At 73.9% G+C, this 22,291-nt stretch carries 23 protein-coding genes and 2 pseudogenes; 11 read left to right on the forward strand and 14 right to left on the reverse strand.

Features of this window, described 5'->3' with window-relative positions:
- The first annotated feature begins 94 nt into the window (after positions 1-94).
- Positions 95-481, forward strand: a complete 387-nt coding sequence (trxA, locus tag ABEB06_RS09190) for a thioredoxin (RefSeq protein ID WP_345696320.1) — start codon at positions 95-97, stop codon at positions 479-481.
- 97 nt (positions 482-578) lie between these two features.
- Here the strand turns inward: trxA and ABEB06_RS09195 are convergent, their stop codons facing one another.
- Entirely contained in the window at positions 579-1,184 is a 606-nt protein-coding gene (locus tag ABEB06_RS09195) for a TetR/AcrR family transcriptional regulator (protein ID WP_345696321.1), read from the reverse strand.
- Between the two features lie 138 nt (positions 1,185-1,322).
- On the opposite strand from ABEB06_RS09195, the gene ABEB06_RS09200 reads away from it, so the two are divergent.
- Positions 1,323-2,819 (forward strand): APC family permease, encoded by a 1,497-nt coding sequence (locus ABEB06_RS09200; RefSeq protein ID WP_345696322.1) that lies wholly within the window; start codon positions 1,323-1,325, stop codon positions 2,817-2,819.
- 106 nt (positions 2,820-2,925) lie between these two features.
- Positions 2,926-4,014, forward strand: a complete 1,089-nt coding sequence (locus tag ABEB06_RS09205) for a WD40/YVTN/BNR-like repeat-containing protein (RefSeq protein ID WP_345696323.1) — start codon at positions 2,926-2,928, stop codon at positions 4,012-4,014.
- A 65-nt stretch (positions 4,015-4,079) separates the two neighbouring features.
- On the opposite strand, the gene ABEB06_RS09210 is transcribed toward ABEB06_RS09205, so the two are convergent.
- Complete coding sequence (locus ABEB06_RS09210; protein WP_345696324.1) at positions 4,080-4,544, reverse strand: MarR family winged helix-turn-helix transcriptional regulator; 465 nt, start codon at positions 4,542-4,544, stop codon at positions 4,080-4,082.
- Between the two features lie 88 nt (positions 4,545-4,632).
- Between ABEB06_RS09210 and ABEB06_RS09215 the strand changes: the two genes are divergently transcribed.
- Entirely contained in the window at positions 4,633-5,418 is a 786-nt protein-coding gene (locus ABEB06_RS09215) for a dioxygenase family protein (RefSeq protein WP_345696325.1), read from the forward strand.
- A 6-nt stretch (positions 5,419-5,424) separates the two neighbouring features.
- On the opposite strand, the gene ABEB06_RS09220 is transcribed toward ABEB06_RS09215, so the two are convergent.
- Positions 5,425-6,051 carry an NAD(P)-dependent oxidoreductase gene (locus tag ABEB06_RS09220; protein ID WP_345696326.1) on the reverse strand — a complete coding sequence of 209 codons (627 nt, stop codon included), beginning with the start codon at positions 6,049-6,051 and terminating at the stop codon, positions 5,425-5,427.
- Between the two features lie 147 nt (positions 6,052-6,198).
- Between ABEB06_RS09220 and ABEB06_RS09225 the strand changes: the two genes are divergently transcribed.
- A complete protein-coding gene (locus ABEB06_RS09225) occupies positions 6,199-7,731 on the forward strand; it encodes an AMP-binding protein (protein WP_345696327.1) in 1,533 nt (510 codons plus the stop codon).
- Here ABEB06_RS09225 and ABEB06_RS09230 read toward each other — a convergent pair.
- On the reverse strand, positions 7,724-8,446 hold the full coding sequence (locus ABEB06_RS09230; RefSeq protein ID WP_345696328.1) for a helix-turn-helix transcriptional regulator: 723 nt from the start codon (positions 8,444-8,446) through the stop codon (positions 7,724-7,726). The two genes, ABEB06_RS09225 and ABEB06_RS09230, sit on opposite strands and share 8 nt — an antisense overlap.
- A gap of 114 nt (positions 8,447-8,560) precedes the next feature.
- Between ABEB06_RS09230 and ABEB06_RS09235 the strand changes: the two genes are divergently transcribed.
- Entirely contained in the window at positions 8,561-9,361 is an 801-nt protein-coding gene (locus ABEB06_RS09235; RefSeq protein ID WP_345696329.1) for a TIGR03084 family metal-binding protein, read from the forward strand.
- Between the two features lie 134 nt (positions 9,362-9,495).
- Positions 9,496-11,190 (forward strand): purine-cytosine permease family protein, encoded by a 1,695-nt coding sequence (locus tag ABEB06_RS09240; protein ID WP_345696330.1) that lies wholly within the window; start codon positions 9,496-9,498, stop codon positions 11,188-11,190.
- Here the strand turns inward: ABEB06_RS09240 and ABEB06_RS09245 are convergent.
- Positions 11,187-11,960: a hypothetical protein gene (locus ABEB06_RS09245; protein ID WP_345696331.1), complete on the reverse strand. Its 774-nt coding sequence runs from the start codon at positions 11,958-11,960 to the stop codon at positions 11,187-11,189. The genes ABEB06_RS09240 and ABEB06_RS09245 overlap by 4 nt on opposite strands.
- A 35-nt stretch (positions 11,961-11,995) precedes the next feature.
- On the opposite strand from ABEB06_RS09245, the gene ABEB06_RS09250 reads away from it, so the two are divergent.
- A complete protein-coding gene (locus ABEB06_RS09250) occupies positions 11,996-12,274 on the forward strand; it encodes a hypothetical protein (RefSeq protein ID WP_345696332.1) in 279 nt (92 codons plus the stop codon).
- A gap of 20 nt (positions 12,275-12,294) precedes the next feature.
- On the opposite strand, the gene ABEB06_RS09255 is transcribed toward ABEB06_RS09250, so the two are convergent.
- Positions 12,295-12,609, reverse strand: coding sequence for an Imm53 family immunity protein (locus ABEB06_RS09255; RefSeq protein ID WP_345696333.1), 315 nt, complete (start codon positions 12,607-12,609; stop codon positions 12,295-12,297).
- A gap of 246 nt (positions 12,610-12,855) precedes the next feature.
- Here ABEB06_RS09255 and ABEB06_RS09260 point away from each other — a divergent pair.
- Positions 12,856-13,311 (forward strand): annotated as a pseudogene (locus ABEB06_RS09260) (DUF4241 domain-containing protein); the annotation flags it as partial.
- 242 nt (positions 13,312-13,553) lie between these two features.
- Here the strand turns inward: ABEB06_RS09260 and ABEB06_RS09265 are convergent.
- From ABEB06_RS09265 to ABEB06_RS09280, 4 genes are all read right to left on the reverse strand, one after another.
- Positions 13,554-14,516 (reverse strand): TolB-like translocation protein, encoded by a 963-nt coding sequence (locus ABEB06_RS09265; RefSeq protein ID WP_345701785.1) that lies wholly within the window; start codon positions 14,514-14,516, stop codon positions 13,554-13,556.
- Between the two features lie 119 nt (positions 14,517-14,635).
- Positions 14,636-15,922 (reverse strand): MFS transporter, encoded by a 1,287-nt coding sequence (locus tag ABEB06_RS09270; RefSeq protein WP_345701786.1) that lies wholly within the window; start codon positions 15,920-15,922, stop codon positions 14,636-14,638.
- A gap of 2 nt (positions 15,923-15,924) precedes the next feature.
- Complete coding sequence (locus tag ABEB06_RS09275) at positions 15,925-17,250, reverse strand: discoidin domain-containing protein (RefSeq protein WP_345696334.1); 1,326 nt, start codon at positions 17,248-17,250, stop codon at positions 15,925-15,927.
- A gap of 248 nt (positions 17,251-17,498) precedes the next feature.
- The gene (locus ABEB06_RS09280; RefSeq protein ID WP_345696335.1) at positions 17,499-17,711 is read right to left on the reverse strand and encodes a cold-shock protein; all 213 of its coding nucleotides are present in this window, start codon (positions 17,709-17,711) and stop codon (positions 17,499-17,501) included.
- A 158-nt stretch (positions 17,712-17,869) separates the two neighbouring features.
- Here ABEB06_RS09280 and ABEB06_RS09285 point away from each other — a divergent pair, with 158 nt between their 5' ends.
- Positions 17,870-18,652, forward strand: coding sequence for a VOC family protein (locus tag ABEB06_RS09285; RefSeq protein WP_345696336.1), 783 nt, complete (start codon positions 17,870-17,872; stop codon positions 18,650-18,652).
- Between the two features lie 75 nt (positions 18,653-18,727).
- Here the strand turns inward: ABEB06_RS09285 and ABEB06_RS09290 are convergent, their stop codons facing one another.
- The 3 genes from ABEB06_RS09290 to ABEB06_RS09300 form a co-directional block, all read right to left on the reverse strand.
- Positions 18,728-19,300 (reverse strand): dihydrofolate reductase family protein, encoded by a 573-nt coding sequence (locus ABEB06_RS09290; protein ID WP_345696337.1) that lies wholly within the window; start codon positions 19,298-19,300, stop codon positions 18,728-18,730.
- Positions 19,301-19,379: 79 nt separating this feature from the next.
- Entirely contained in the window at positions 19,380-20,009 is a 630-nt protein-coding gene (locus ABEB06_RS09295; RefSeq protein WP_345696338.1) for an alpha-ketoglutarate-dependent dioxygenase AlkB, read from the reverse strand.
- Between the two features lie 57 nt (positions 20,010-20,066).
- Positions 20,067-20,390, reverse strand: coding sequence for a hypothetical protein (locus ABEB06_RS09300; RefSeq protein WP_345696339.1), 324 nt, complete (start codon positions 20,388-20,390; stop codon positions 20,067-20,069).
- A gap of 130 nt (positions 20,391-20,520) precedes the next feature.
- On the opposite strand from ABEB06_RS09300, the pseudogene ABEB06_RS09305 reads away from it, so the two are divergent.
- Positions 20,521-20,688 (forward strand): annotated as a pseudogene (locus tag ABEB06_RS09305) (TetR/AcrR family transcriptional regulator); the annotation flags it as partial.
- A 10-nt stretch (positions 20,689-20,698) separates the two neighbouring features.
- Here the strand turns inward: ABEB06_RS09305 and tyrS are convergent.
- Entirely contained in the window at positions 20,699-22,120 is a 1,422-nt protein-coding gene (tyrS, locus tag ABEB06_RS09310; RefSeq protein WP_345696340.1) for a tyrosine--tRNA ligase, read from the reverse strand.
- Positions 22,121-22,291 lie beyond the last annotated feature (171 nt).

The following is a 22,291-nucleotide window of genomic DNA, read 5'->3' on the forward strand; positions in this document are numbered from 1 at the left end:
CGGACGGCGGCGGGGTTCAACGGGGCACGGAATAGCCCGGCGGCCGGTGCCGTTGACGCCACCGGACAGACTCCCGAAGGGCAGGTGGAAGCTGATGAGCACGGTCGAGCTGACCAAGGACAACTTCGACGAGGTGGTCCAGGGCGAGGACGGCAAGGGGTTCGTCCTGATCGACTTCTGGGCGGCGTGGTGCGGTCCGTGCCGGATGTTCGGGCCGATCTTCGAGCGCGCTTCCGACAAGCACACCGACATCACCTTCGCGAAGGTGGACACCGAGGCGCAGCAGGAGCTGGCGGCGGCGTTCGAGATCCGGTCGATCCCGACGCTGGCGATCATCCGCGAGGGCGTGCTGGTGTTCGCGCAGCCCGGCGCGCTGCCGGAGCCGGCCCTGGAGGACCTGATCAAGCAGGCCCGGGCGCTGGACATGTCCGAGGTGCACGCCAACGTCGCCGAGCAGAAGGCCGCGGCCGCCGCCGAGTAGCCCGACCGGCACCGCTCCCCCGCGGGCGCCCGCGCCGTCGCACGACGACGGCCGGGCGCCCGTCGGCGTTCCGGCGGCCGCCGCCCGGCCGCGGTGCTCAGATCGGGGCGAGCAGCAGCCGCAGGGCGAGTTCGAAGCCGCGGTCGTCGAGGCCGGGGCCGCGGGAGGCGGAGGCCTCCAGCGCGTCGGCGAGGGCGGGGTAGCCGGGGCGGTAGTCGGCGGCGTCGCGGGCGAAGCCGGCGGTGAAGGTCTCCAGCGCGGAGCCGAGGACCAGGTAGTCGAGCGCGGCCGCGGTCTCGGCGGCGTCGGCCGGGTCGAGGCCGGCCCGGACCAGGGCGGCGAGCAGCGCGTCGTAGGTGAGCAGCTGGCGGCCGGCCTCGACCCGGCGGCGGGCGAGCAGCGCGATGGTGTGGGGGTGGCGCAGGAAGACCGCGCGGTAGCCGCGGGCGTAGGCGGCCAGTCCGGCGCGGCGGTCCGGGTCGTCCAGCGGGGTGAGGTCGATCTCGGCGTTGACGAGTTCGGCGAGCGCGTCGAGCAGCTCGTCCTTGCCGGCGACGTGGTTGTAGAGCGAGGCGGCCTTCACCCCGAGCCGGTCGGCGAGGGCACGCATGGTGAGCGCGCCGGGGCCGTCGCGGTCGACCAGGTCGAGGGCGGCCGCCGCGATGATCTCCCTGCTCAGCAGCGCCCTGCTCGGTCGCCCCACCGTTCCCGCCCCTTCGTGGCCCGTGTTCCCGACGGGTCACGTTACAGCCTGGTGTCGGCGTCTTCCGCTTCCGGCCGGGAGCGGCTACGGTCCCGGACTAACAAAGTTAGTTTTAACGGAACGGCGAGGTGACCCGGCATGAACGACGCTCCCGACACTGACCGCAGAACCGACGGCGACCGGTTGGCCGCCCTCGGCTACCGGCAGGAACTGCGCCGCAGCCTCGGCGTCCTCGGCAACATCTCGATGGGCTTCGCCGTGGTCTCCCCGGTGGTGGGCCTGTACGCGGTGGCGCAGGTCGGCATGGCGGTGGACGGCGGCGCCTGGGTGTGGGCCCTGCCGGTCTGCCTGCTGGGACAGCTGCTGGTGGTCGGGGTCTACTCCGAGCTGGCCTCGCAGTGGCCGCTGGCGGGCGGCGCGTACCAGTGGAGCCGTCGGCTGGTCGGCCCGTCCTTCGCCTGGCTGACCGGCTGGATGTGGCAGTTCGCGGTGATGTTCGCCAACACCACGGTGGCGTACCTGGCGGCGCCGTGGTTCTTCGCGCTGTTCGGCGCCGTCCCGACCCCGCCGCAGCTGGTGCTCACCGCGGTCGGCTTCATGCTGTTCTGCACCCTGGTGAACGCGTACGGCATCGACCTGCTGCGCCGGTTCGTCTCGCTGGGGATCGCCGCCGAGGTCATCGCCTCGGTCGGGGTGGGGCTGGCCCTGCTGCTGTTCTTCCGCGAGCACGGCTTCGGCCTGCTGCTGGACACCCTGGACGCGCCGGCGGCCAACGGCACCGGCGGCGCGGCGGCGTTCCTGGCGGTGGTCGCGGTCGGCGGCTGGGCGTTCATCGGCTTCGACGCGTGCGTGTCCACCGCCGAGGAGACCAGGGACGCCGCCCGCCAGGTGCCCCGGGCGATGCGCTGGGCGCTGCTCAGCGTCGGCGCGGTGGTGATCCTGAACGCGGTGTCGGTGGCCCTCGCCCACCCGGACCCGGCCGCCGTGGTGGCCGGCACCGACCTCGACCCGGTGACCACCGCGGTCACCACCGGATTCGGCGACTGGTCGGCCAAGCCCTTCGTGGTGGTGGTGCTGGTCAGCTTCACCGCCTGCCTGATGGCCTCGCAGGGCGGCGCGGCCCGCGGCCTCTACTCGCTGGCCCGGGACGGGGTGTTCCCGTTCGCCGACAAGGTCCGCCGGGTCAACCGGCAGCAGGCGCCGATCGGCGGCCTGGTCGCCGCCACCGTGATCAGCTGCGCGGCGCTGCCGCTGGGCCTGGAGTCCACCGCGATCGGCAGCCTGATCACCTTCGGCACGGCCGCCACCTTCCTGCCGTTCTTCCTGCTCTGCGCCGCCGCCCTGACGGCCCGGCTGCGCGGCACCTGGCGCCCGGCGGGCGAGGTCTCGTACGGGCGCCTCGGCACCCCGCTGAACGTCCTGGCGGTGCTGTGGACCGGCCTGGAGGTGGTCAACATCTGCTGGCCGCGCGCGGTGCTGGCACCGCCGGGGGCGCCCTGGTACCAGGTGTGGGCGGCGCTGCTCGGCATCGGCGCGGTGGGCCTGGCGGGCGCGGCGTACCTGCTGGTCCGGCGGCCGCAGCGGCGGATGCGGGAGGACGACCCGCGGGCCGCGGCGGACCTGCTGGCGGTCTGAGCGACGCGATCGGACTGTCGGTGCGGCGCGGTAACGTGCGCCGCCCGGCCGCCGGGAGGAGACTGGCCGCCGGGGGACCCGTCCGTCGATCAGGTGGGAAGTCGCCATGCCGGAAGTGCTGTTGGCCGTCGGAACGCAGAAGGGCCTGTTCCTGGGGCGCAGCCCCGACCGGGTGAAGTGGGAGTTCTCCGGGCCGCACTTCCCGATGAACGCGGTCTACTCGGTGGGCATCGACCGCCGCGGCGGCCGGACCCGGCTGCTCGTCGGCGCGGACAGCAGCCACTGGGGCCCGTCGGTCTGGTGGTCGGACGACCTGGGGGCGAACTGGCGGGAGCCGGCCCGACCGGCCGTCAAGTTCCCCGAGCGGACCGGGACTTCGCTGGAGCGGGTGTGGCAGCTGCACCCGGCCGGGCCGGAGGCGCCGGGCGTGGTGTACGCGGGCACCCAGCCCGCCGCGCTGTTCCGCTCCACCGACGGCGGGGAGAGCTTCGAGCTGGTCGACGCGCTCTGGGACCACCCGCAACGCGCCGAGTGGGACGCCGGGTTCGGCGGCCAGGGCATGCACACCATCGTCACCGACCCGCGCGACCCGCGGGCGCTGACGGTCGCCGTCTCCACCGGCGGGGTGTACCGCTCGGCGGACGGCGGGGCGAGCTGGGCGCCGTCCAACACCGGGATCCGCGCGGAGTTCCTGCCGGACGAGTACCCGGAGTTCGGGCAGTGCGTGCACAAGGTCGCGGCGGACGGCGGCGACCCGGACCGGCTGTACCTGCAGAACCACGGCGGGGTCTACCGCAGCGAGGACGGCGGGCGCAGCTGGACCTCGATCGCCGACGACCTGCCCGCCTCGTTCGGCTTCGGCCTGGCCGCCCACCCGCGGACCGCCGGTACCGCCTACCTCTTCCCACTGGAGGCCGACTACGCCCGGCTGCCGGTCGACCACCGCTGCCGGGTGTACCGCACCCGCGACGCGGGCGGCAGCTGGCAGCCGCTGAGCACCGGCCTGCCCGCCGAGGACCACTACGGCGTGGTGCTGCGCGACGCGCTGTGCACCGACGACGGGGAGCCGGCCGGCGTGTACTTCGGGAACCGCAACGGCGAGGTGTACGGCTCGGCGGACGAGGGCGACAGCTGGTCGCCGCTGGTCTCGCACCTGCCGGACGTGCTGTGCGTCCGGGCGGCCGTGCTCGACTGAGCCCGCGGCCGGGCCCGGCGGCCGTCGGCCCCGCGGGCTCAGCGGTCGTCGGCCCCGCGCGGGGTTCAGCGGTCGTCGGCCCGCAGCCGGTCGCTGACCGTGCCGAGGCTGTCCGCGAGGGCGGTGAGCTGCTCGGGGGTGAGGACGTCGATCAGCGCCTCGCGGACGGCGGCGACGTGACCGGGCGCGGCCTCGCGCAGGGCCTCCCAGCCCTGGTCGGTGATCTCGGCGAAGACGCCCCGGACGTCGCTGGGACAGGAGCGGCGGGCCACCAGGCCCGCCTTCTCCAGTTGGGTGACCTGGTAGGTCAGGCCGCTCTTGGAGGTGATCAGCCGGTCCGCGAGGTCGGTCATCCGCAGCGCGCCGTCGGGCTGGGCGGAGAGCTGGACCAGGATCTCGTACTGGGTGTGCGAGAGGCCCGCGTCGTCCTTGAGCTGCCGCTCCAGGTGGCGCGCCACCAGGTTGGTGGCGGCGACGAACCCGCGCCAGGCGGCCATCTCGTTCTCGTTGAGCCAGCGGGGTTCGGTCATGGGGCCCACTCTACTCCTGTTGTTCAAATTCGAACTCAGGTGTACCGTCGAGAGTATCAGTTCAAATTTGAACCATCCGGAGGAGACGATGAGCACCGCCGCCGCCCCCGAGCGCATGCCCGCGCTCTACCTCTCGCACGGCGCGCCGCCGCTCGCCGACGACCCGGTCTGGCCCGGCCAGCTCGCCGCCTGGTCCGCCGACCTGCCGCGCCCCAGGGCGATCCTGATGGTCTCCGCCCACTGGGAGGAGGCGCCGCTCGCCCTCGGCGCCACCACCACCGTGCCGCTGGTCCACGACTTCTGGGGCTTCCCCGACCACTACTACGAGGTGCGGTACCCCGCGCCCGGCGCGCCGCGGCTCGCCGAGGACGTCCGCAAGCTGCTGCGCGGCGCCGGCACCCCCGTCCAGGACATCCCCGACCGGGGCCTGGACCACGGCGCGTACGTCCCGCTGGTGGAGATGTTCCCGGACGCCGACATCCCGGTGCTCCAGGTCTCGCTGCCCACCCTCGACCCGCGGAAGCTGATGGAGATCGGCCGCAAGCTCGCCCCGCTGCGCGACGAGGGCGTCCTGATCGTCGGCAGCGGCTTCTTCACCCACAACCTGCGCGCCCTCTCCATGGAGGGCCGGGTCAGCTCCGTGATGGCCGAGTTCGACGACTGGGGGCGCCGCGCGCTGGAGGCCCGCGACCTCGACGCGCTGCTCGACTTCGAGCACAAGGCCCCCGCCGGGCGGCTCGCCCACCCGCGCACCGAGCACTTCGCCCCGCTGTTCGTCACCCTCGGCGCGGGCGAGGCCGACCTCGGCGGGCAGCGCAGCGTGATCGACGGCTTCTGGATGGGCCTCGCCAAGCGCTCGATCCAGCTCGGCTAGCGGCTGCTAGTAGCCGACGGTGAAGCGTTCGCCCAGGTGGCGCGGGTTCTCCAGCTCGTCCACCAGGGCGACCGCGTAGTCCGCGACGGTGATCCGGCTGCGTCCGTCGGGGCCGACCAGCAGGTGGTCGGTGCCGGTGCGGTAGCGGCCGGTGCGCGCGCCCGGTTCGAGCAGCTCGGCCGGGCTGAGCACGGTCCACGCCAGGTCGGCGACGGTCTCCAGGTACTCCAGCGCCTCGCCGTGCGCGTGCATGGTCCGGCGCAGCGGGGCGGGCAGACCGAGGTCGTCCCAGACCCGGACGCCGGGGCCCACCAGCAGGCTGCCCGCGCCGCCGACCACCAGCAACCGCGGTGCCGCGTCGTCCAGTTCGCGCAGGCCCGCGACCAGCGAGCGGGCCGCCTCGGCGACCACCCGGCCGCCGCCGACCGCGCTGACCAGGGCGTCCTGCCCGGCCGCCACCCGGGCCACGTCCTCGGGCTCCAGCACGTCGCCGGGCAGCACGTCCATCGCCAGGCCCTGGTAGCGGTCCGGGTCGCGGACCACCGCGGTGACCAGATGCCCGCGGGCCAGCGCCTCGGTGACCAGGCACCGCCCGATGTTCCCGTTGGCCCCGACGACGGCGATCGACACCATCCGCAGCCCGCCTCTCCGCTCGGCCCCACCCCAAGAGGTACCACGGACCACCGCTCGGCCACGGGAGGCCGCACCCGTCACCCGGACGGCGGGCGGCACCCCCGATCGGGGGTGTTGGGGCCGGGGTGCGGCGGGCACAGTGACCGCATGCAGACTCCACTCACCGTGATGGACTTCCTCGACCGGGCCGAGCAGGTCTACGGCGACCGGATCGGGATCGTCGACGAGCCCGTCCAGCCGGCCGCCTCCTGGGGCGAGGTCAGCTACCGGCGGATGGCCGAGCTGGCCCGGGCGCAGGCCGCCGGGCTGGACCGGCTCGGTGTCGGCCCCGGCGAGCGGGTCGCCGTCGTCTCGCACAACTCGGCCCGCCTGATGACCTCGCTGTACGGGGTGAGCGGCCACGGCCGGATCCTCGTCCCGATCAACTTCCGGCTGCGTGCCGAGGAGGTCGCGTACATCGTCGAGCAGTCCGGCGCCTCGGTGCTGCTGGTCGACCCGGAGCTGGACCAGGCGTTGGCCGGGGTCGCGGTGAGGCACCGCTTCGTGCTCGGCGCGGAGAGCGACGCCCTGCTGTACGACTTCGACCGGGAGCCGGTGCGGCACGCGATCGGCGAGAACGACACCGCCACCGTCAACTACACCAGCGGAACCACCGCCCGCCCCAAGGGCGTTCAGCTGACCCACCGCAACCTGTGGCTGAACGCGGTGCTGATGGGCCTGCACTTCGGCGCGAGCGACCGGGACGTCTACCTGCACACCCTGCCGATGTTCCACGCCAACGGCTGGGGGCTGCCGTTCTCGCTCACCGGCCTCGGCGCGCAGCACGTGGTGCTGCGCAAGGTCGACGGCGCGGAGATCCTGCGCCGGGTCGAGCGGCACGGGGTGACCTTCCTGTGCGGCGCGCCCGCCGTGGTCGCCATGGTGCTGGACGCCGCCGCGGACTGGGACGGGCCGGTCCCCGGCCGGGACAAGGTCCGCATGATCGTCGCCGGGGCGCCGCCGCCGACCTCCATGGTGCAGCGGATGGAGTCGGAGCTGGGCTGGGAGTTCATGCAGATCTACGGCCTGACCGAGACCTCCCCGGTGCTCACCGTCAACCGCGGCCGCGCCGAGTGGGACGCGCTGCCCGCCGCGGAGCGGGCCGAGAAGCTGGTGCAGGCGGGCGCGCCCGCGCTGGGCACCGAGCTGAGGGTCGACGGGCAGGGCGAGGTGGTGGCCCGCTCCAACACCGTGCTGGAGGGCTACTGGGACCAGCCCGCCGCGACCGGCGAGGCGCTGCGCGACGGCTGGTTCCACACCGGCGACGGCGGCACCCTGACCGACGGCTACCTGACCATCTCCGACCGCAAGAAGGACGTCATCATCAGCGGCGGCGAGAACGTCTCCTCGATCGAGGTGGAGGACTGCCTGTACGACCACCCGGCGGTCGCCGAGGTCGCGGTGATCGGCGTGCCCGACGAGAAGTGGGGCGAGACCGTCAAGGCCCTGGTGGTGCTCCGCGAGGGCCGCACCGCCGACGAGGCGGGGCTGATCGCGCACTGCAAGCAGCGGCTGGCCGGCTACAAGGCGCCGACCTCGGTGGAGTTCCGCACCGAACTCGCCCGCACCGCCACCGGCAAGCTGCAGAAGTTCCGGCTGCGCGAGCCGTACTGGACCGGCCGCGACCGCAAGGTCAACTGACCAGGCCGGTCTCCCGCACCCGCAGGGCCAGTTCGGTCCGGTTGCGGGCCCCGACCTTGTGCATGGCGTCCTTCAGGTAGCCGGTCACCGTGTTGCGGGTCAGCCCGAGCTGGGCGGCGATCTCCGGGTTGGACCGGCCGGTCGCCGCCCACCGGACCACCTCCAACTCCCGTGGAGTCAGCCTCGGTTGACGCTCGGGGGCCGGCCTCGGCGCACCCGCCCAGGCCAGCGCCCGGGTCGCGGTCGCGGCCAGCCGCGCCACCGACGCGATCCGCACGTCGCCGAACGGCACCACCGAACGCATCGAGGCGTACACCACCCCGTGCACCGCTCCGCCCTGCACCAGCGGGACGGTCAGCATCGCGTACAGGTCGTCGGCCGCGACCGCGGCGTCGTAATGGTGCGAAATGGTGCTCGCCGCCCGGTAGTCCGGCACCCAGCTGGGCGCCCGCTCGGCCAGCGCCCGGCCGCCCAGGCCCGTGCCGATCGGCACGTCCAGGTCGTGCAGCAGCGCCGCCCGGGTACCCGCCCAGTGCCGCAGCACCATCCGGCCCGGCCGGTCCGCCCGGTCCGGTACGCCCACCAGGCCGACGTCCGCCCCGCACTCCGCCACCACCCGGCGGGCCAGATCGCCCAGCACCGCAGCCCGGACCAGCGCGGCCGCCTCGCCATCGAGCGCGGCCGCCGCGGTGGAGATGCCGTACGCCCCGGTCACGGCGCCGATTCTCACACGCGGCAGCCGCCCCCACCAGCATTCCCGCGCACCCTACTCACCGGTGTTCCCGACTGGTAGGAATGGCGTGCGACCTTCCGGAGAGGACGAACCACCGTGGCAGACCTGACCGCCCTGCTCGACGACCTGCGCGCCGAGAACGCCGACCTGGACCGCCTGGTCGGCCCGCTCGACGCCGCCGGGCTCGCCACCCCGACACCCGCCACCGGCTGGACCGTCGCCCACCAGCTCTCCCACCTCGCCTGGACCGACCGCTGGTCGCTGCTGGCCGCCCGCGACCCCGAGGGCTTCGCCGCCGCCCTGGGGCGGGAGTTCACCGACGGCCTCGGCGCCGTCGACCGCGGCGCCGCCGAGGGCGTCGGCGAGCCGCCCGCCGAACTCCTCGACCGCTGGCGCACCGGACGCGAGGAGCTGCTCGCCGCCCTCGCCGCCGTCCCCGCCGACACCAGGCTGCCCTGGTTCGGGCCGCCGATGAAGGCCCCCTCGATGGCCACCGCCCGCCTGATGGAGACCTGGGCCCACGGCCAGGACGTCGCCGACGCCCTCGGCGTCACCCGCGAACCCACCGACCGGCTGCGCCACATCGCGCACCTCTCCGTGCGCACCCTCGGCTTCGCCTTCGCCGCCCACGGCCTGCCCGCCCCCGAGGCCCCCGTCCGGGTCGAACTCCGCTCCCCCGGCGGCGACCTGTGGACCTGGGGCCCCGACGACGCGAGCGACCGGGTCACCGGCTCCGCCCTCGACTTCTGCCTCCTCGCCACCCAGCGCCGCCACCGCGACGACCTCGCCCTCACCGCCACCGGCCCCACCGCCCAGACCTGGCTCCCCATCGCCCAGGCCTTCGCCGGCCCGCCCGGCGCCGGCCGCAAGCCCCAGGCGGTCGACGCGTCCCGGTAGCGCCCGCGCCGGCAACCCCTGGGCGGCGCAATGCCGTTGAAGGGGTTACCGGCGCGAAACGACGCGGGCACCGCGGGCTTCACACCACGTCCCTAACCTCACCGGTCACCTGCACCCGACTCCCTGGAGCGGCGATGACCGAGATCAGCAGCCCGCCCGCGCACTCCCCCTCCCCGGTTCCGTCCCCTGCCGCGGGGCCGCGGCGCTCGTACGCCAGGTCCGCGGCGGACGAGAGCCTGGAGGACTACTCGCTCCGCTACGCCCCGCACTCCTTCCGCCGCTGGTCGCCGCTGGCGGTCGCCTCCACCGCCCTCGGCGGGATCGCCTACCTGGCGGACTACGCGATCGGCGCGGGCATCGTCATGTCGTACGGCTTCACCAACGCGCTGGCCGCGATCCTCACCGCCGCCGTGGTCATCTTCCTGACCGGCATCCCGATCGCCCGCGCCTGCGCGGCCAACGGCGTCGACATGGACCTGCTGACCCGGGGTTCCGGGTTCGGCTACTTCGGCTCGACGCTGACCTCGCTGGTGTACGCCAGTTTCACCTTCATCTTCTTCGCCCTCGAGGGCTCGATCATGGCGCAGGCCTTCCACGAGGTGCTGCACGTCCCGCTGCCCGTCGGCTACCTGCTGACCACCCTGATCGTCATCCCGATCGTCTTCAAGGGGATGGCCTGGATCGCCCGGATGCAGTCCTGGACGCAGCCGGTGTGGATCGTCGGCCTGGTCGCGCCGTTCGTCATCCTGGCGGTCGAATCGCCGTCCTCCTACCGGGAGTTCGCATCCTTCGGCGGCACCCACGGGGTCGGCTCGGGCTTCACCCTGATGGGCTTCGGGCTGGGCACCGGCGTGGCGCTGTCGCTGATCGCCCAGATCGGCGAACAGGCAGACTACCTGCGGTTCATGCCCGCCCGGACGGCCGCGAACGCCCGGCGCTGGGACCTCGCGGTGCTGGCCGCCGGGCCCGGCTGGGTGGTGATCGGGGCGCTGAAGCAGCTCGGCGGCGCCCTGCTCGCCTTCGCGGCGCTCGGCGCGGTCGGCGAGGCGAAGGCGCTGGAGCCGATCGCCCCGTACGTGGAGTCGCTGCGGCCCTGGTTGGGCGCCGCCGCGCTGCCGGTGGCCGGGCTGTTCGTGGTGGTCTCCCAGATCAAGATCAACTCGACCAACGCGTACTCCGGCTCGCTCTCCTGGTCGAACTTCTTCTCCCGGATCACCCACCGCCACCCCGGACGGGTCTGGTACATCTTCCTCAACTGCGGCATCGCGCTGCTGCTGATGGAACTGGACATGTTCAGCGCGCTGGGCTCACTGCTCGGCTTCTACTCGAACGTGGCCATCGCCTGGATCGGCGCGGTCACCGCCGACCTGGTCATCAACAAGCCGCTCGGGTTGAGCCCCCGGCACATCGAGTTCAAGCGCGCCCACCTGTACGCCGTCAACCCGGCCGGGTTCGGCGCCATGTGCGTCGCCGCGGCCGTCTCCATCGCCGCGTTCTTCGGCTGGTTCGGCACCTACGCGCAGGCGTTCAGCCCGTTCATCGCCCTGGCCCTCGCCATGGCCCTGTGCCCGCTGATCGCCTGGGCCACCCAGGGCCGCTACTACCTCGCCCGCCCCAACCCCGAAGCGGGGCTGGTGGATTCGACCGACACGCGGCAGTGCGCGGTCTGCGAGGGCTCGTACGAGATCCCCGACACCGCCGAGTGCCCGTTCCACGCCGGCACCATCTGCTCGCTGTGCTGCAGCCTGGACGCCGACTGCCACGACACCTGCACCCGCCCCGGCGACGGGCCGGTCGACCTGGGCCTGCCGGCCGTCCGGGAGGCCTAGCTGCGCTTCCTGCGGGACTCGGCGAGGCGGGCGGCCGCCCGGTTGCGGACGCGGCGGGTGCGGCCCTCGCGGGCGAGCAGGTCGAGGGCGGCCGGATCGACCGCCCGCTCGGCGAGCTGACGCTGGCTGCGGTCGGTGGCGGTGAGCAGTGCCGCCTCCGACCACGGCTCGCCGGCGGTGACCGTACGGAACAGCTCCCACTCCGCGAGCTTGGCGCGGTGGAAGTCCGCCCCGATCCGGCCCAGCTGCTCCGCCCAGGCGTGGAACGCCTGGGCGTCGCCCAGCAACTCCTCTGCCCTGCGGTCCAGTTGCCAGGTGAGGGTCCCGGCGGCCATGGCCGGGTCCGGGTCGCGCATGATCCGGGCGAGCAGCGCGAGCTCGTCCGCCGGCAGGGCCTCGGCGAGCAGCCGCTGGTACAGCCAGTAGCGGGGGTGCTCGTCCTCCGGCGCGTACAACTCCCAGCCGTCGAGCGCCCCCAGCATCGCGAACCCGGGGTCCGGCGCCCGCGGATCCCACCCCTCGGCGAGCGCCAGCTCCAGCACCGCCCGGACGGTGCCCGGCGTCGGGTACGAGCAGTCGGTGGCCGCGCCCCACGGCCCGAGCGGCCCGGCCGACACCATCACCACCGGCAGCACGGCCCGCCGCCCGGCGAGGATCCGCAGGTGCACGCACCGCCGCACCTCTGCGCCGGTCCCGACGTGCCCGATCCGCCCGGTCCACAGGTACTCGTCCCCGCCCACCACCAACCGCCGCACCCGCTTCTTCGCCATCCGCCCAGCGTACGGGTGGTCCACTCGCTACGATCTTGCCGCCCGCCGCGAAGCCGTCCTCCTTCTGGGTGCTTGCGATCGCCGCGCTCGGCGTGTTCGCAGGTGCGCTGTTCCGCATGACGCCCCCGGCGCTCCGCAGGCGGGGGCCCGGTGCCTCGGCGCTGGTCGGGGGCAGCCGTGTTCCTGCTGACGGCGGCCGTCAACGGGGACCGTACGAGGAGGTCGCCCGCCGCGGCCGCAGGGCCGGGATCGCCATGGCCGTCCTGGCGGTCGTCGCGGTCGCGTTCACCGTCTGCTCCCTCCGTGGGATCTGACCACCCGGCGGGTACGGCCGCTACGGCTGCTCCACCTGCTCGGCGAAGTCCTTGAACCGGCGGATCGCCCGCTCCAGGGAGCGCTCGTCGCAGGCGGCCGAGAACACCTCGCCGTCCGACCAGGACCAGAGCCAGCACCCTCCGGGCCCCTCCTGCTTCGACTTGTCGAGTCGGCGCCCCTCGAGGTCGGTGTCCACGAGGTCGATCTCGACGGTCCAGCCGGGGTTGTCGAGGGTGGCGATCCGGATACTGAACCCGTGCTCCCAGTCCTCGTTGCACTGCTCCGCGTACCACGACTGGAGGAAGTCGAGGGCGCCGGCGGAATCGCGGTCCATGGGGGTCTCTCCCGAAGCTGCCTGGTCCGGTCGGTTCCGCCGGGCAGCGTTCGGCCGAACCGGGCAGCGTAGCGGGTCGGACGCCGAGGCGGAGGGGGACATCCGGGAAGCGATGAGGTCGGTGGCGCCGTGGTGGCGTTCGATGCGGCCGTGGATCAGGAGGCCGGTGCGTTCGGCGTCCGCCGGGGCAGGGGCCTACTGTGTGGGCGGGCTGTTCGACCATGGCCGGAGCGGAAGGACGCGAGGATGACGTGGGTGGAGGAGCCCCGGTCGGGGGTCGCGGCCGAGGTCGGGCGGTACCTGGACCTGCTCTTCCCGACGGGCGTACGGCCCGGGATCCGCTACGAGGGGCCGCCGGGCTTCCTCGACGGGGTGGTCCTGGAGGAGGTGACCACGGTCCGGTTCCCCACCGGGCGGCTGATCGTGGACAACCCCTGGTCCGAGGAGCCGGGCCGGGAGCTGGCGGCCCGGATCCCGCCCGGCACCTACCCGGTGGAGGCGGCGTGGGCCAGGACCGGGGACCTGAGCGGCGGCAGCTATTTCGAGCGCGAGGAGTGTCCGGCGACGCGGCTGCGGGTGAGCGACGACCCGGTGGCCGGGTGGGAGGTCGGCCTGGCCGTGGGCGAGGACGTCGCGCGGGCCGGCGACGCGGGATTCGACTCCGCCGCCGCCAACGGCGGCCTGGCCGACGCCACCGCGTGGGAGGAACTGGTCGGGCCGTTCCGCCGCGAGGCCCGGCAGTCCTCCGAGGGGCCGTGGGGGGCGGCGGTCACCCCGCGGGACACCGAGTGCCTCTGCGACCACTGGTTCGAGAAGGCCCGTACGGAGACCCGCGGGGCGGACCTGATCACCTTCGGCACCCCCCCAGGGCTGGTGCCCGGTCTGGATCGGACGCACCCGGACCGGCGGCGTCGCGTCGATCGTGGTGCCCGGCGAGACGACGGTCAGCCCCTGGGGGTGAGGACGGCGGCCGGGGAGGAGGCTCCGGGGGCGAGGAGGGTCGGGGCGCCGGTGCCGTCGGCGGGGACGGACCAGAGGTCGCTGCCCGGCCCGCCCTCCCCGGCCGGCAGGGCGTAGGCGAGGGTCCGGTCGTCCAGCCAGGCGGCCTGGTCGTCGACGCTGTGCGGCTCGGCGAGCGGGTGCTCGCGCAGGTCGGCGAGGTCGAGGACGTACAGGCGCCAGGGGGCGGCCGGGTCGGCGGAGACCTTCTTCTTGAAGGCGATCCGGGTGCCGTCCGGGGAGAGGGACGGGCACTCGACGTTCTCCCGCAGGGTCCGGGCGGACCAGGCCTTGAGGTCGCCCTCGACCAGGTGGGTCCGGCCGCCGGTGGAGACGGTGGCGTAGAAGCGGTTGTCGTCGGCGGCGAAGGTGACGCCCCAGTAGTTGACGTCGGCCGCGTGGTACCGGGCGCCGTCGACGGTGAGCGGGAGGGTCTCGATCGACTTGACCAGGTAGCCGGTGCGCAGGTCGAGGATCGAGGTGCGGGTGGAGAAGCCGCTGACGGCGTAGGAGTCGCCGACCGCGAAGGTGGTCCAGGACAGCAGCTGCCCGGAGGCGGAGACCCGGGCCCGGTTCGGGATGCCGGGCACGGTCACCGTCCGGAGCACGGTGAACCGCCGGTCGTACACCACCGCCTCGGTCCGGGCCGGGGTGCCGGGCAGGGCCCGCAGGCACAGCGCCCGGTCACCCGCCGCGTAGAACCGCTCGCAGGACGGCCCGTCGGCCGGTCCCCCGCGGCGGGCGACCCGGCCCGACGCCGCGTCCCGGTAGTAGACGCCGGGCCCGTCCAGGGTGAACGAGGCGTCCGCGGCGACGGCCCGGTGCCCGCCGCCGCGCTGCTGGGCGTGCAGCACGTACCCGAGCGACCCGCCGAGCAGCACCAGGACGGCGGCCACCAGGACCGCCACCCGCGCCGCCGTGACCGGACGCGCCGCCGGACCTGCCGTCGGACCTTCCGCCGGGCCTTCCGTCACCGGACGCGCCGTCGGCTCGTCGTTCCCGTCCACCGTCGGCTCCGAAGTCGTCGTCACGAGGTCTTCCCTTCCGGCAGGATCCGCCAGGCCGCGGCGAGGCCCGCGGCCAGCGCGAGCGCGGCCACCGCCAGGGCCGGGCGCGCGCCCCACCAGGTCCACGCGGCGCCGAAGCCGGCCGCGCCGACCAGCCGGGCCAGGGCCTGGCCGGTCTGGAGGACGGCGAGTCCGCCCGCCCGCCGCTCCGGCGGCAGCACCGGACCGGCGAGAGCCATCAGCACGCCGTCCGTCGCGGCGTAGAAGACGCCCAGCAGCACCAGGACGAGCCCGGCAGTCGCCCACCCGGGCGGGGCCAGCAGGACGAGGTACGCGGCGAGCAGCGCGCCGTGCCCGTACAGGAACGGGGTCCGCCGGCCGGTCCGGTCCGCGATCCGGCCCGCCGGGACGGCGAGCAGCAGGTAGCAGGCCGCGGCGCCCAGCGGCAGCAGCGGGAAGTACTCGGGCGGCAGGTCCAGGCGGCGCTGCAGCAGCAGGTAGAGGAAGGAGTCGCCGATCGTCGCGGCGCCCAGCAGCGCGGCGGCCGCGACGACCCGCCGGAACACCGGATCGGCGAGTGCCCGTCGGGCGGTCGGCCGCGCGGGCCGGGCCACCCGCGCCGGTGCCGGCGCGGGCACAGGCACCGGCACCGGCACCGGCGCGGGCACCGGCCGGCCCGTCCGTCCCGGGACGAACAGGGCCAGCACCAGCACCCCGAGCAGCCCGGTGGCGAAGCTGACCACGAACACGGCGTCGTACGCGTCGGCCGTCGCCCACAGCACCGCGAACGCGACCAGCGGGCCGATCAGCGCGCCGGTGGTGTCCATCGCGCGGTGCACGCCGAACGCCCGGCCGAGTGCCTCCGGCGGTGCGCTGAGCGAGATCATCGCGTCCCGGGGCGCGGTCCGCACGCCCTTGCCCAGCCGGTCGGCGGCCAGCGCGGCGGCGATTCCGCCGGCCGCTCCGCCGGCCAGCAGCAGGCCGAGCCGGGAGAGCGCGGAGAGCAGGTAGCCGGCTCCGGCGACCGCCTTGTGCCGGCCGTCGCCGCGGTCGGCGAGCCGGCCGCCGAGCAGCCGCACCAGCGCCGTGGCTCCGTTGAACATCCCGTCGAGGAAGCCGAATTGGAGGGGTGACAGGCCGAGACCCAGCACCAGGTAGAGCGGCAGCACGGCGGTGACCATCTCCGAGGAGACGTCGGTGACCAGGCTGACCGCGCCGAGCGCGAGAACCGTGCCGGGGACGCGCCGCCCCACCCCGGTGGGGCGGGGCGGCGCGTCCGAACCGCGGCCGGTGGTGGCCAGGTACATCATCAGTGGCAGCTGTACTTCGGGCTGCTGTCCTTGACCTGGCCGTCGGTGCCGACGTAGCTCCAGCCGTAGCCGGTGTCGGTGAAGTCCAGCTTCAGGACGCCGTAGTCACCGCTGATCCGCTTCTGGCTGTTGGGCTGGACCGTCTCGATCGGGTAGGGCTCGGCGCCGCCCATGCCGCCGACGATCTCGACGATGCCGTCGGCGGTGGCCTTCCCGTCCGGGTCCTGCGGGGCGAACCGCTCGTAGTGGTGGTCGTGGCCGTTCAGCACCAGGTCGGCCTTGGCGCCGTAGAGGATCTTCCACACCGGCCGGGAGACCGGGTCGTTGCCGTGGCCGCCGGAGGAGTAGAGCGGGTGGTGCCAGTACGCGGCGACGCACTTCTTGGCGTTGGCCGCCAGGTCGGCCTTCAGCCAGTCGATCTGGGCGCTCTGGTCGAAGGCGTTGGAGTCCAGCGCGACGAAGTGCCAGTTGCCCTCGTCGAAGCTGTACCAGCTCTTGCCCTGCGGGTAGGCGATGCTGCCGAAGTACGACTTGTACCCGGAGAGCGAGCCGGCCGGGTCGTAGGTCTCGTGGTTGCCCGGCACCGGGTGGGTCTTCGCCTTGAACGCGCCCCAGCTCTTGTCGTAGTAGTTCTTGAAGTCCGACAACCGGGCGTCGTCGTACTGGTTGTCACCCATCGTCAGGTAGAACTTCGGGTCGATCTGCTGCGCCAGCGCGGCGGTCTTCGGGTGCGCGCAGCCGCTGTCGGAGGCGGTGCACTGGGCGGCGATGTCACCGGCCGCGACCACGGTGAACGCGCCGCTCGGCGGCGGGCCGCCGTCCGGCACGCCGTAGACCTCCATCTCGAACAGCGAGTAGCCGTACGAGGTCCCGCGGGCGGTGCCGTACATCCGCACGTAGCGGCCCTTGCCGGACAGGCCCGTCCAGTCGTCGGTGCCGCCGTTGCCGGCCTTCTCCTCGGCGACGGTCGTCCAGGTCGTCCCGTCCGCCGACACCTCCAGCCGGTACGCCTTGCCGTACGCGGCCTCCCAACTCAGCTTCACCCGCGAGACGGTGGCGTTGGCGCCGAGGTCCACCCGCAGCCACTGCGGGTCCTTCCCCTCGGCGCTGGCCCAGCGGGTGGTGGTGCTCCCGTCGAACGCCTTGCCCGCCACGTACGACGACCCCTCGGTGGACGAGGCCGTCGCCGCCTTCCCCTTCGAGAGCAGCGGGTCGACCGCCGCTCCCGCCCGCTCGGACCACCCGAGCAGCAGACCCCCGACCAGCGCGAGCACGGCGGCGTACACGCCGATCCGGGCACGCCTGGCCACGACTCCCTGATGCATTCCTGAACTCCCTGACCTAGGACGGCGAGAGCTGGGCACCGGCCTGCACGCACGCCGGAGGAGCGATGACCGCACCATCGCGGCGGCCGGGTCAGAGCTCTCGACTGAGCGCGTCACGCCCCGTCCGGTGCGGGCGCCGCGCCAAGCCGCCACACGGGAGGGTAATAGAAAGTAAAGTTTCCTACCAGTGCTTGAACATGGTCAACTCCCGCACGGTCGGCGCCTCCTGGGTCAGGAGCAGATCCGGGCTACGGTTCGACCTGGACCTTGTCGGCCTGCGCGCCCTTGGGGCCCTGGACCACTTCGAAGGACACCCGCTGCCCCTCGACCAGGGACTTGAAGCCGGCCCCCTCGATCGACCGGAAGTGCACGAAGAGGTCGGCGCCGGACTCGGGGGTGATGAAGCCGTAGCCCTTCTCGTCGTTGAACCACTTCACGGTGCCGTACTGGCGCTCGGCCATGCCGTCTCCTCTGTGTTCGGGTCGTTCCACCGCGGATCACCTCACGTATAGCACGCACACCGGCACGGATCGTGAGGGCGCACGGTGCGTCGAGTGGCGGGCGGGAGGGCGCGGCGAAAGGCTGGGCCCGCAGGAACTCCCCAGAGCTAGGAGTGGGCATGCCCGAAGTCACCACCCCCTACGCGACCGGCACCCCGTGCTGGGTCGACCTGATGGCGAAGGACCAGCGGGCCGCGCTGGACTTCTACGCCGACCTCTTCGGCTGGCAGGGACAGCCCGGGCCGGCCGAGTTCGGCGGGTACGCGGTCTGCGAGCTGAACGGCAGGGCGGTCGCCGGCATCGGGCCGGCGATGGCCCCCGAGGGGATGCCGGAGCCGCCGACCGTCTGGACCGGCTACCTGGCCAGCACCGACGCCCAGGCCACCCAGGACGCCATCGTGGCGGCGGGCGGCGCCCTGCTCGCACCGGTGATGGACGTCGGCGACCTCGGCCGGATGCTGATCGCCGCCGACCCGCAGGGCGCGGTGTTCGGCGTCTGGCAGCCCGGCGAGTTCTCCGGCGCCCGGGTGGTCAACGAGTCCGGCGCGCTGACCTGGAACGAGCTGCACACCAACGACGTGCCGGGTGCCACGTCGTTCTACGGCGAGGCGTTCGGCATCGAGATCGAGCCGGTGGAGGGCGCCGACGCGTACTGGGAGCTGCGGGTGGGCGGCCGGGCCGTCGGCGGCGTGACGCTGCTCGCCAAGGACCCGACCGGCACCCCGCCGCACTGGCTGACCTACTTCGCGGTCGACGACGTGGACTCCACCGTGGACGCGCTGGTCAAGCGCGAGGGCCTGGTGCTGGCCCCGCCGTTCGACATGGCGGCGGGGCGGATGGCGGTGGTCGCCGACGCGCAGGGCGCGCCGTTCGCGATGATCACGCCGGCGCCCGCGGCGTAGGACGGCACCGGGGCCGGCCGGCCCTCCCGAGCGGACGGACCGCGCGGTGGGGCCGGCCGCCTGCGCGCCGCGGTGTCAGCGGACCACGTCGAAGACCTGCTTCTGCAGGCCGTTCGGGTAGACCTCGTGCTCGACCAGCTTGAGGTGCTGGGTGTCCTTGTCGGTGGTGCTGAACAGGCGCTTGCCGGCGCCCAGCAGCAGCGGGAAGACCAGCAGGTGGTAGCGGTCGATCAGGCCCGCGTCCGAGAGGTCGCGGGTGAGGGCGGCGCTGCCGTGGATGATGATCGGGCCGCCGTCGGTCTCCTTCAGCGCGGCCACCTCGTCGAGGGTGCGCAGGACGGTGGTCTCGCCCCAGTTGTCCACCAGGTCGGCGTCGGTCAGCGTCGTGGAGACCACGTACTTGGGCAGGATCCTGTACCGCGCGAAGTCCGCCATGTCCGGCCAGACGGCGCTGAACGCCTGGTAGCTGACCCGGCCGAGCATCATGGCGCCGGCCTCCTCCTGCTCCCGCACCTTGATCTCGTACGCCTCGGGGAGGAACTCCACGTCCTTGAAGGTCCAGCCGGAGTTGCGGTAGCCGGGCTCTCCGCCGGGGGCCTCGACGACACCGTCGAGCGAGACGAAAGCAGTGCTGATCAGGGTGCGCATCGGTGAGTCCTCGATGTCGGTGACGCGTGGCAGTACCGGATGTGACAGTACGACAGGGGAGTGACAACGGGACGGAGTCTCAGCGCACGCCGCGCGGACGGAACTGGACGCTGATCCGCGGGCCGACCGACCGGGTGCTCTTCGGGACGGCGTGCTCCCAGGTCCGCTGGCAGGATCCGCCCATCACGATCAGGTCCCCGTGGCCGAGCACCCGCCGCACCGTCGGCCCGCCGCCGAACCGGGGCCGCAGCAGCAACGGGCGCGCCTCCCCCACCGAGAGGATCGCCACCATGGTGTCCTCGCGGTCGCCGCGGCCGATCCGGTCGCCGTGCCAGGCCACGCTGTCACGGCCGTCGCGGTAGTAGCAGAGCCCCGCGGTCGCGAAGGGCTCGCCGAGCTCCTCCGCGTAGTACCCGCTGAGCGCCGCGCGCGCCCGTTCGAGCACCGGATCCGGCAGCTCGGCGCCCTCCCGGTAGTGGGCGAGCAGCCGCGGGACCTCCACCACCCGGTCGTACATCTCCCGCCGCTCCGCCCGCCACGGCACCTCGGCCGCCAGGCGTTCGAACAGCGCGTCCGCGCCGCCCAGCCAGCCCGGCAGCACGTCGATCCACGCCCCGTCGCCGAGCACGGTGCGCCGCACCCCGCGCAGCGGCCCGAGGCCGGTCTCGCCGACCGCGTCGAACAGCGACCCCTGCAGATGGAACTCCATGGGTCCAGCCTAGGCGATGCATCGAACCTTTATTCGATACCGACCCGCGCCGCAGGGTCAGCAGAAGGCCAGCCAGCCGAAGGCGGCGAGATAGGCGCTTCGGGCCGCGACGGCGACGCGCCGGCCCCGCAGGCGCTGGACGGCGAGGACGACCAGGAAGAGGGCACCGAACGGCGCGAGCACCAGGGCCGCGGTCGCGGGACCGGCGAAGACTCCGACCAGCACGCTCGCGAGCAGGACCAGCCCGAGGCCGAGGTGCGCGTCCTGCACGTCCACCCAGGGCATCGCCAGGCCGGCGCGCAGCCTGCGCAGATCGGCGTCGTACCGCTCGCGGGCAGCCTCCGGGTCGGCGACCCGCCCCTCCGGCCACTGCTTCTCCATGGTCGCCCCCCGTGTCGATGCGAACGTTCATCCATGATCAGCTTAGGGCGGGGGCACCGTCCTGACCTGCGCCGTCAGCGGTGTTCAGGGAGTTCAGCGCCGGCTCGGCCGCGGGGCGGAGGCCGCGGCGCTCGCCGCCGCGTTCCCGCACATCGCGGAGGTGGTCGCCGCCCGGCCGCACGACCGGGGTTCGGTGGTGGGGCCGGGCTGCGACGACCAGTTCGAGTTCGAGTTCGCGCTGGACCTGCTGCTGGACGGGGTGGAGCGGCTGCACCGCGCGGGGTGGAGCTCCGCCTGACCGGCCGGGGTCAGCCGACCAGCTCGACCAGCCGGCGGCCGCACTTCAGGAACACCCGCAGCCCCTCGGTCGGAGCGAACCCGGGCCGGGCGCCGAGGAGTTCGGCCAGCGGCAGGTCGGCGTCGGCCTCCGCGAGGACGGCCGTCCGCTGCCCGCCGCCGGCGGACTCGGCGACCAGCCGCAGACCGCCGCCGGCCGCCACCCGGCGGACCTGGTTGCGGCTGCCGGCCGCACCGGTCACACCGGCCAGCAGCTCCGCGGGGCCGGTCGCGGCCTGTTCCGAGACCGCGGCGGCCGGGAGGCCGGCCAGGTCGGAGAACCGCCGGGTCGAGAAGCGGGCCCGGAAGGCCGCCCGGGCCCCGGCGGCGGCCTGCCGTCCGTGGACGGTGCCGGTCACGTCGGAGGCCAGCAGGGTCTTCACGCCCATCGGGTGGATCCGCCGCCGCTCGGCCAGCTCCAGCAGCAACTCCACCTCGGGGTCCAGCAGTTCGGTGAGCGCGCGGAGGTAGTCCGGCAGCAGGCGGTCGGCCGCGGACATCAGCCGGCCGAAGACGTCCTGCGGGCCGGAGGAGAGTCCGACGTAGTTGCCCTTGCTCTTGCTCATCTTCGCGCCGGTGCCGTCGGTGCCCTCGATCAGACCGGTGGCGATCACCACCTCGGGCTCCCGGCCCGCGTTCTCCATCACCCGGCGGCACATCTGGAGGTTCAGCAGCTGGTCCAGGCCGCCGAGTTCGACGTCGGCGTCGATCTCGACCGAGTCGAGCGCCATCACCACCGAGTACACCAGCTCCGCCATGGTCAGCCCGCTGCCGGCCGCCAGCCGGGTGCGGAAGTCCTCGCGCTGCAGGGACGCCGCGAGCGGCAGCCGCGCCAGCACGCCGATGAACTCCGGCAGCCCGACCCGCGCCAGCCACTCGCTGTTGAACCGGAAGTCGGCGCGGTCGAAGTCGAAGAACGGGGTGACCTGCTCCCGGTAGGCGGCCAGGTTGCGCCGGACGTCCTCGTCCGTCAGCGGGGGCCGGTCGGCGCTGCGGCCGGAGGGGTCGCCGATCCTCGCCGTGATGTCGCCGACGATGAACACCACCCGGTGGCCCATCCGTTGGAACCGGCCGGCGAGGATCATCGGCACCGCGTGGCCCAGGTGGACGTCGGCGGCGGTCGGGTCGATGCCGAACTTCACGATCAGCCGCCGCCCGTCCGCGCGGGCGGACTCCAGCAGCTCGGTCAGCCGGTCGGCGCCCGGCAGCAGGCGGGCCGCTCGGTCCTGGATCAGCGCGGCCTGCCGGGCGGGGCCGAGCGCGGACAGGTCCATCGTCCGGCGCTCGGCGAGGATCCGCAGCACCTCCTCCAGCGCGGGGCCCTCGCGCAGGTCGGGGGCGGTCTCCAGGATCGCGGTCAGTTCGCGCGAGGACGCGTCGAGGATGTCGGTCATGGTCGGTCCCATCGGGGTCGCAAGGAGAGGGTGGCTGACCGCCGCCGCACGCGGGCCCGACCGGGAGAACGGGAACGGGAATCACCGGGAGGAAGGCAGGACGGAGGCAGTCCCATCCGGGGGGAACTCACCGCGCGGATGGTCGGGCACGCCTCGGGGGCGCGCGGACTG

Source organism: Kitasatospora terrestris, from assembly GCF_039542905.1.
Classification (GTDB): Bacteria; Actinomycetota; Actinomycetes; order Streptomycetales; family Streptomycetaceae; genus Kitasatospora; species Kitasatospora terrestris.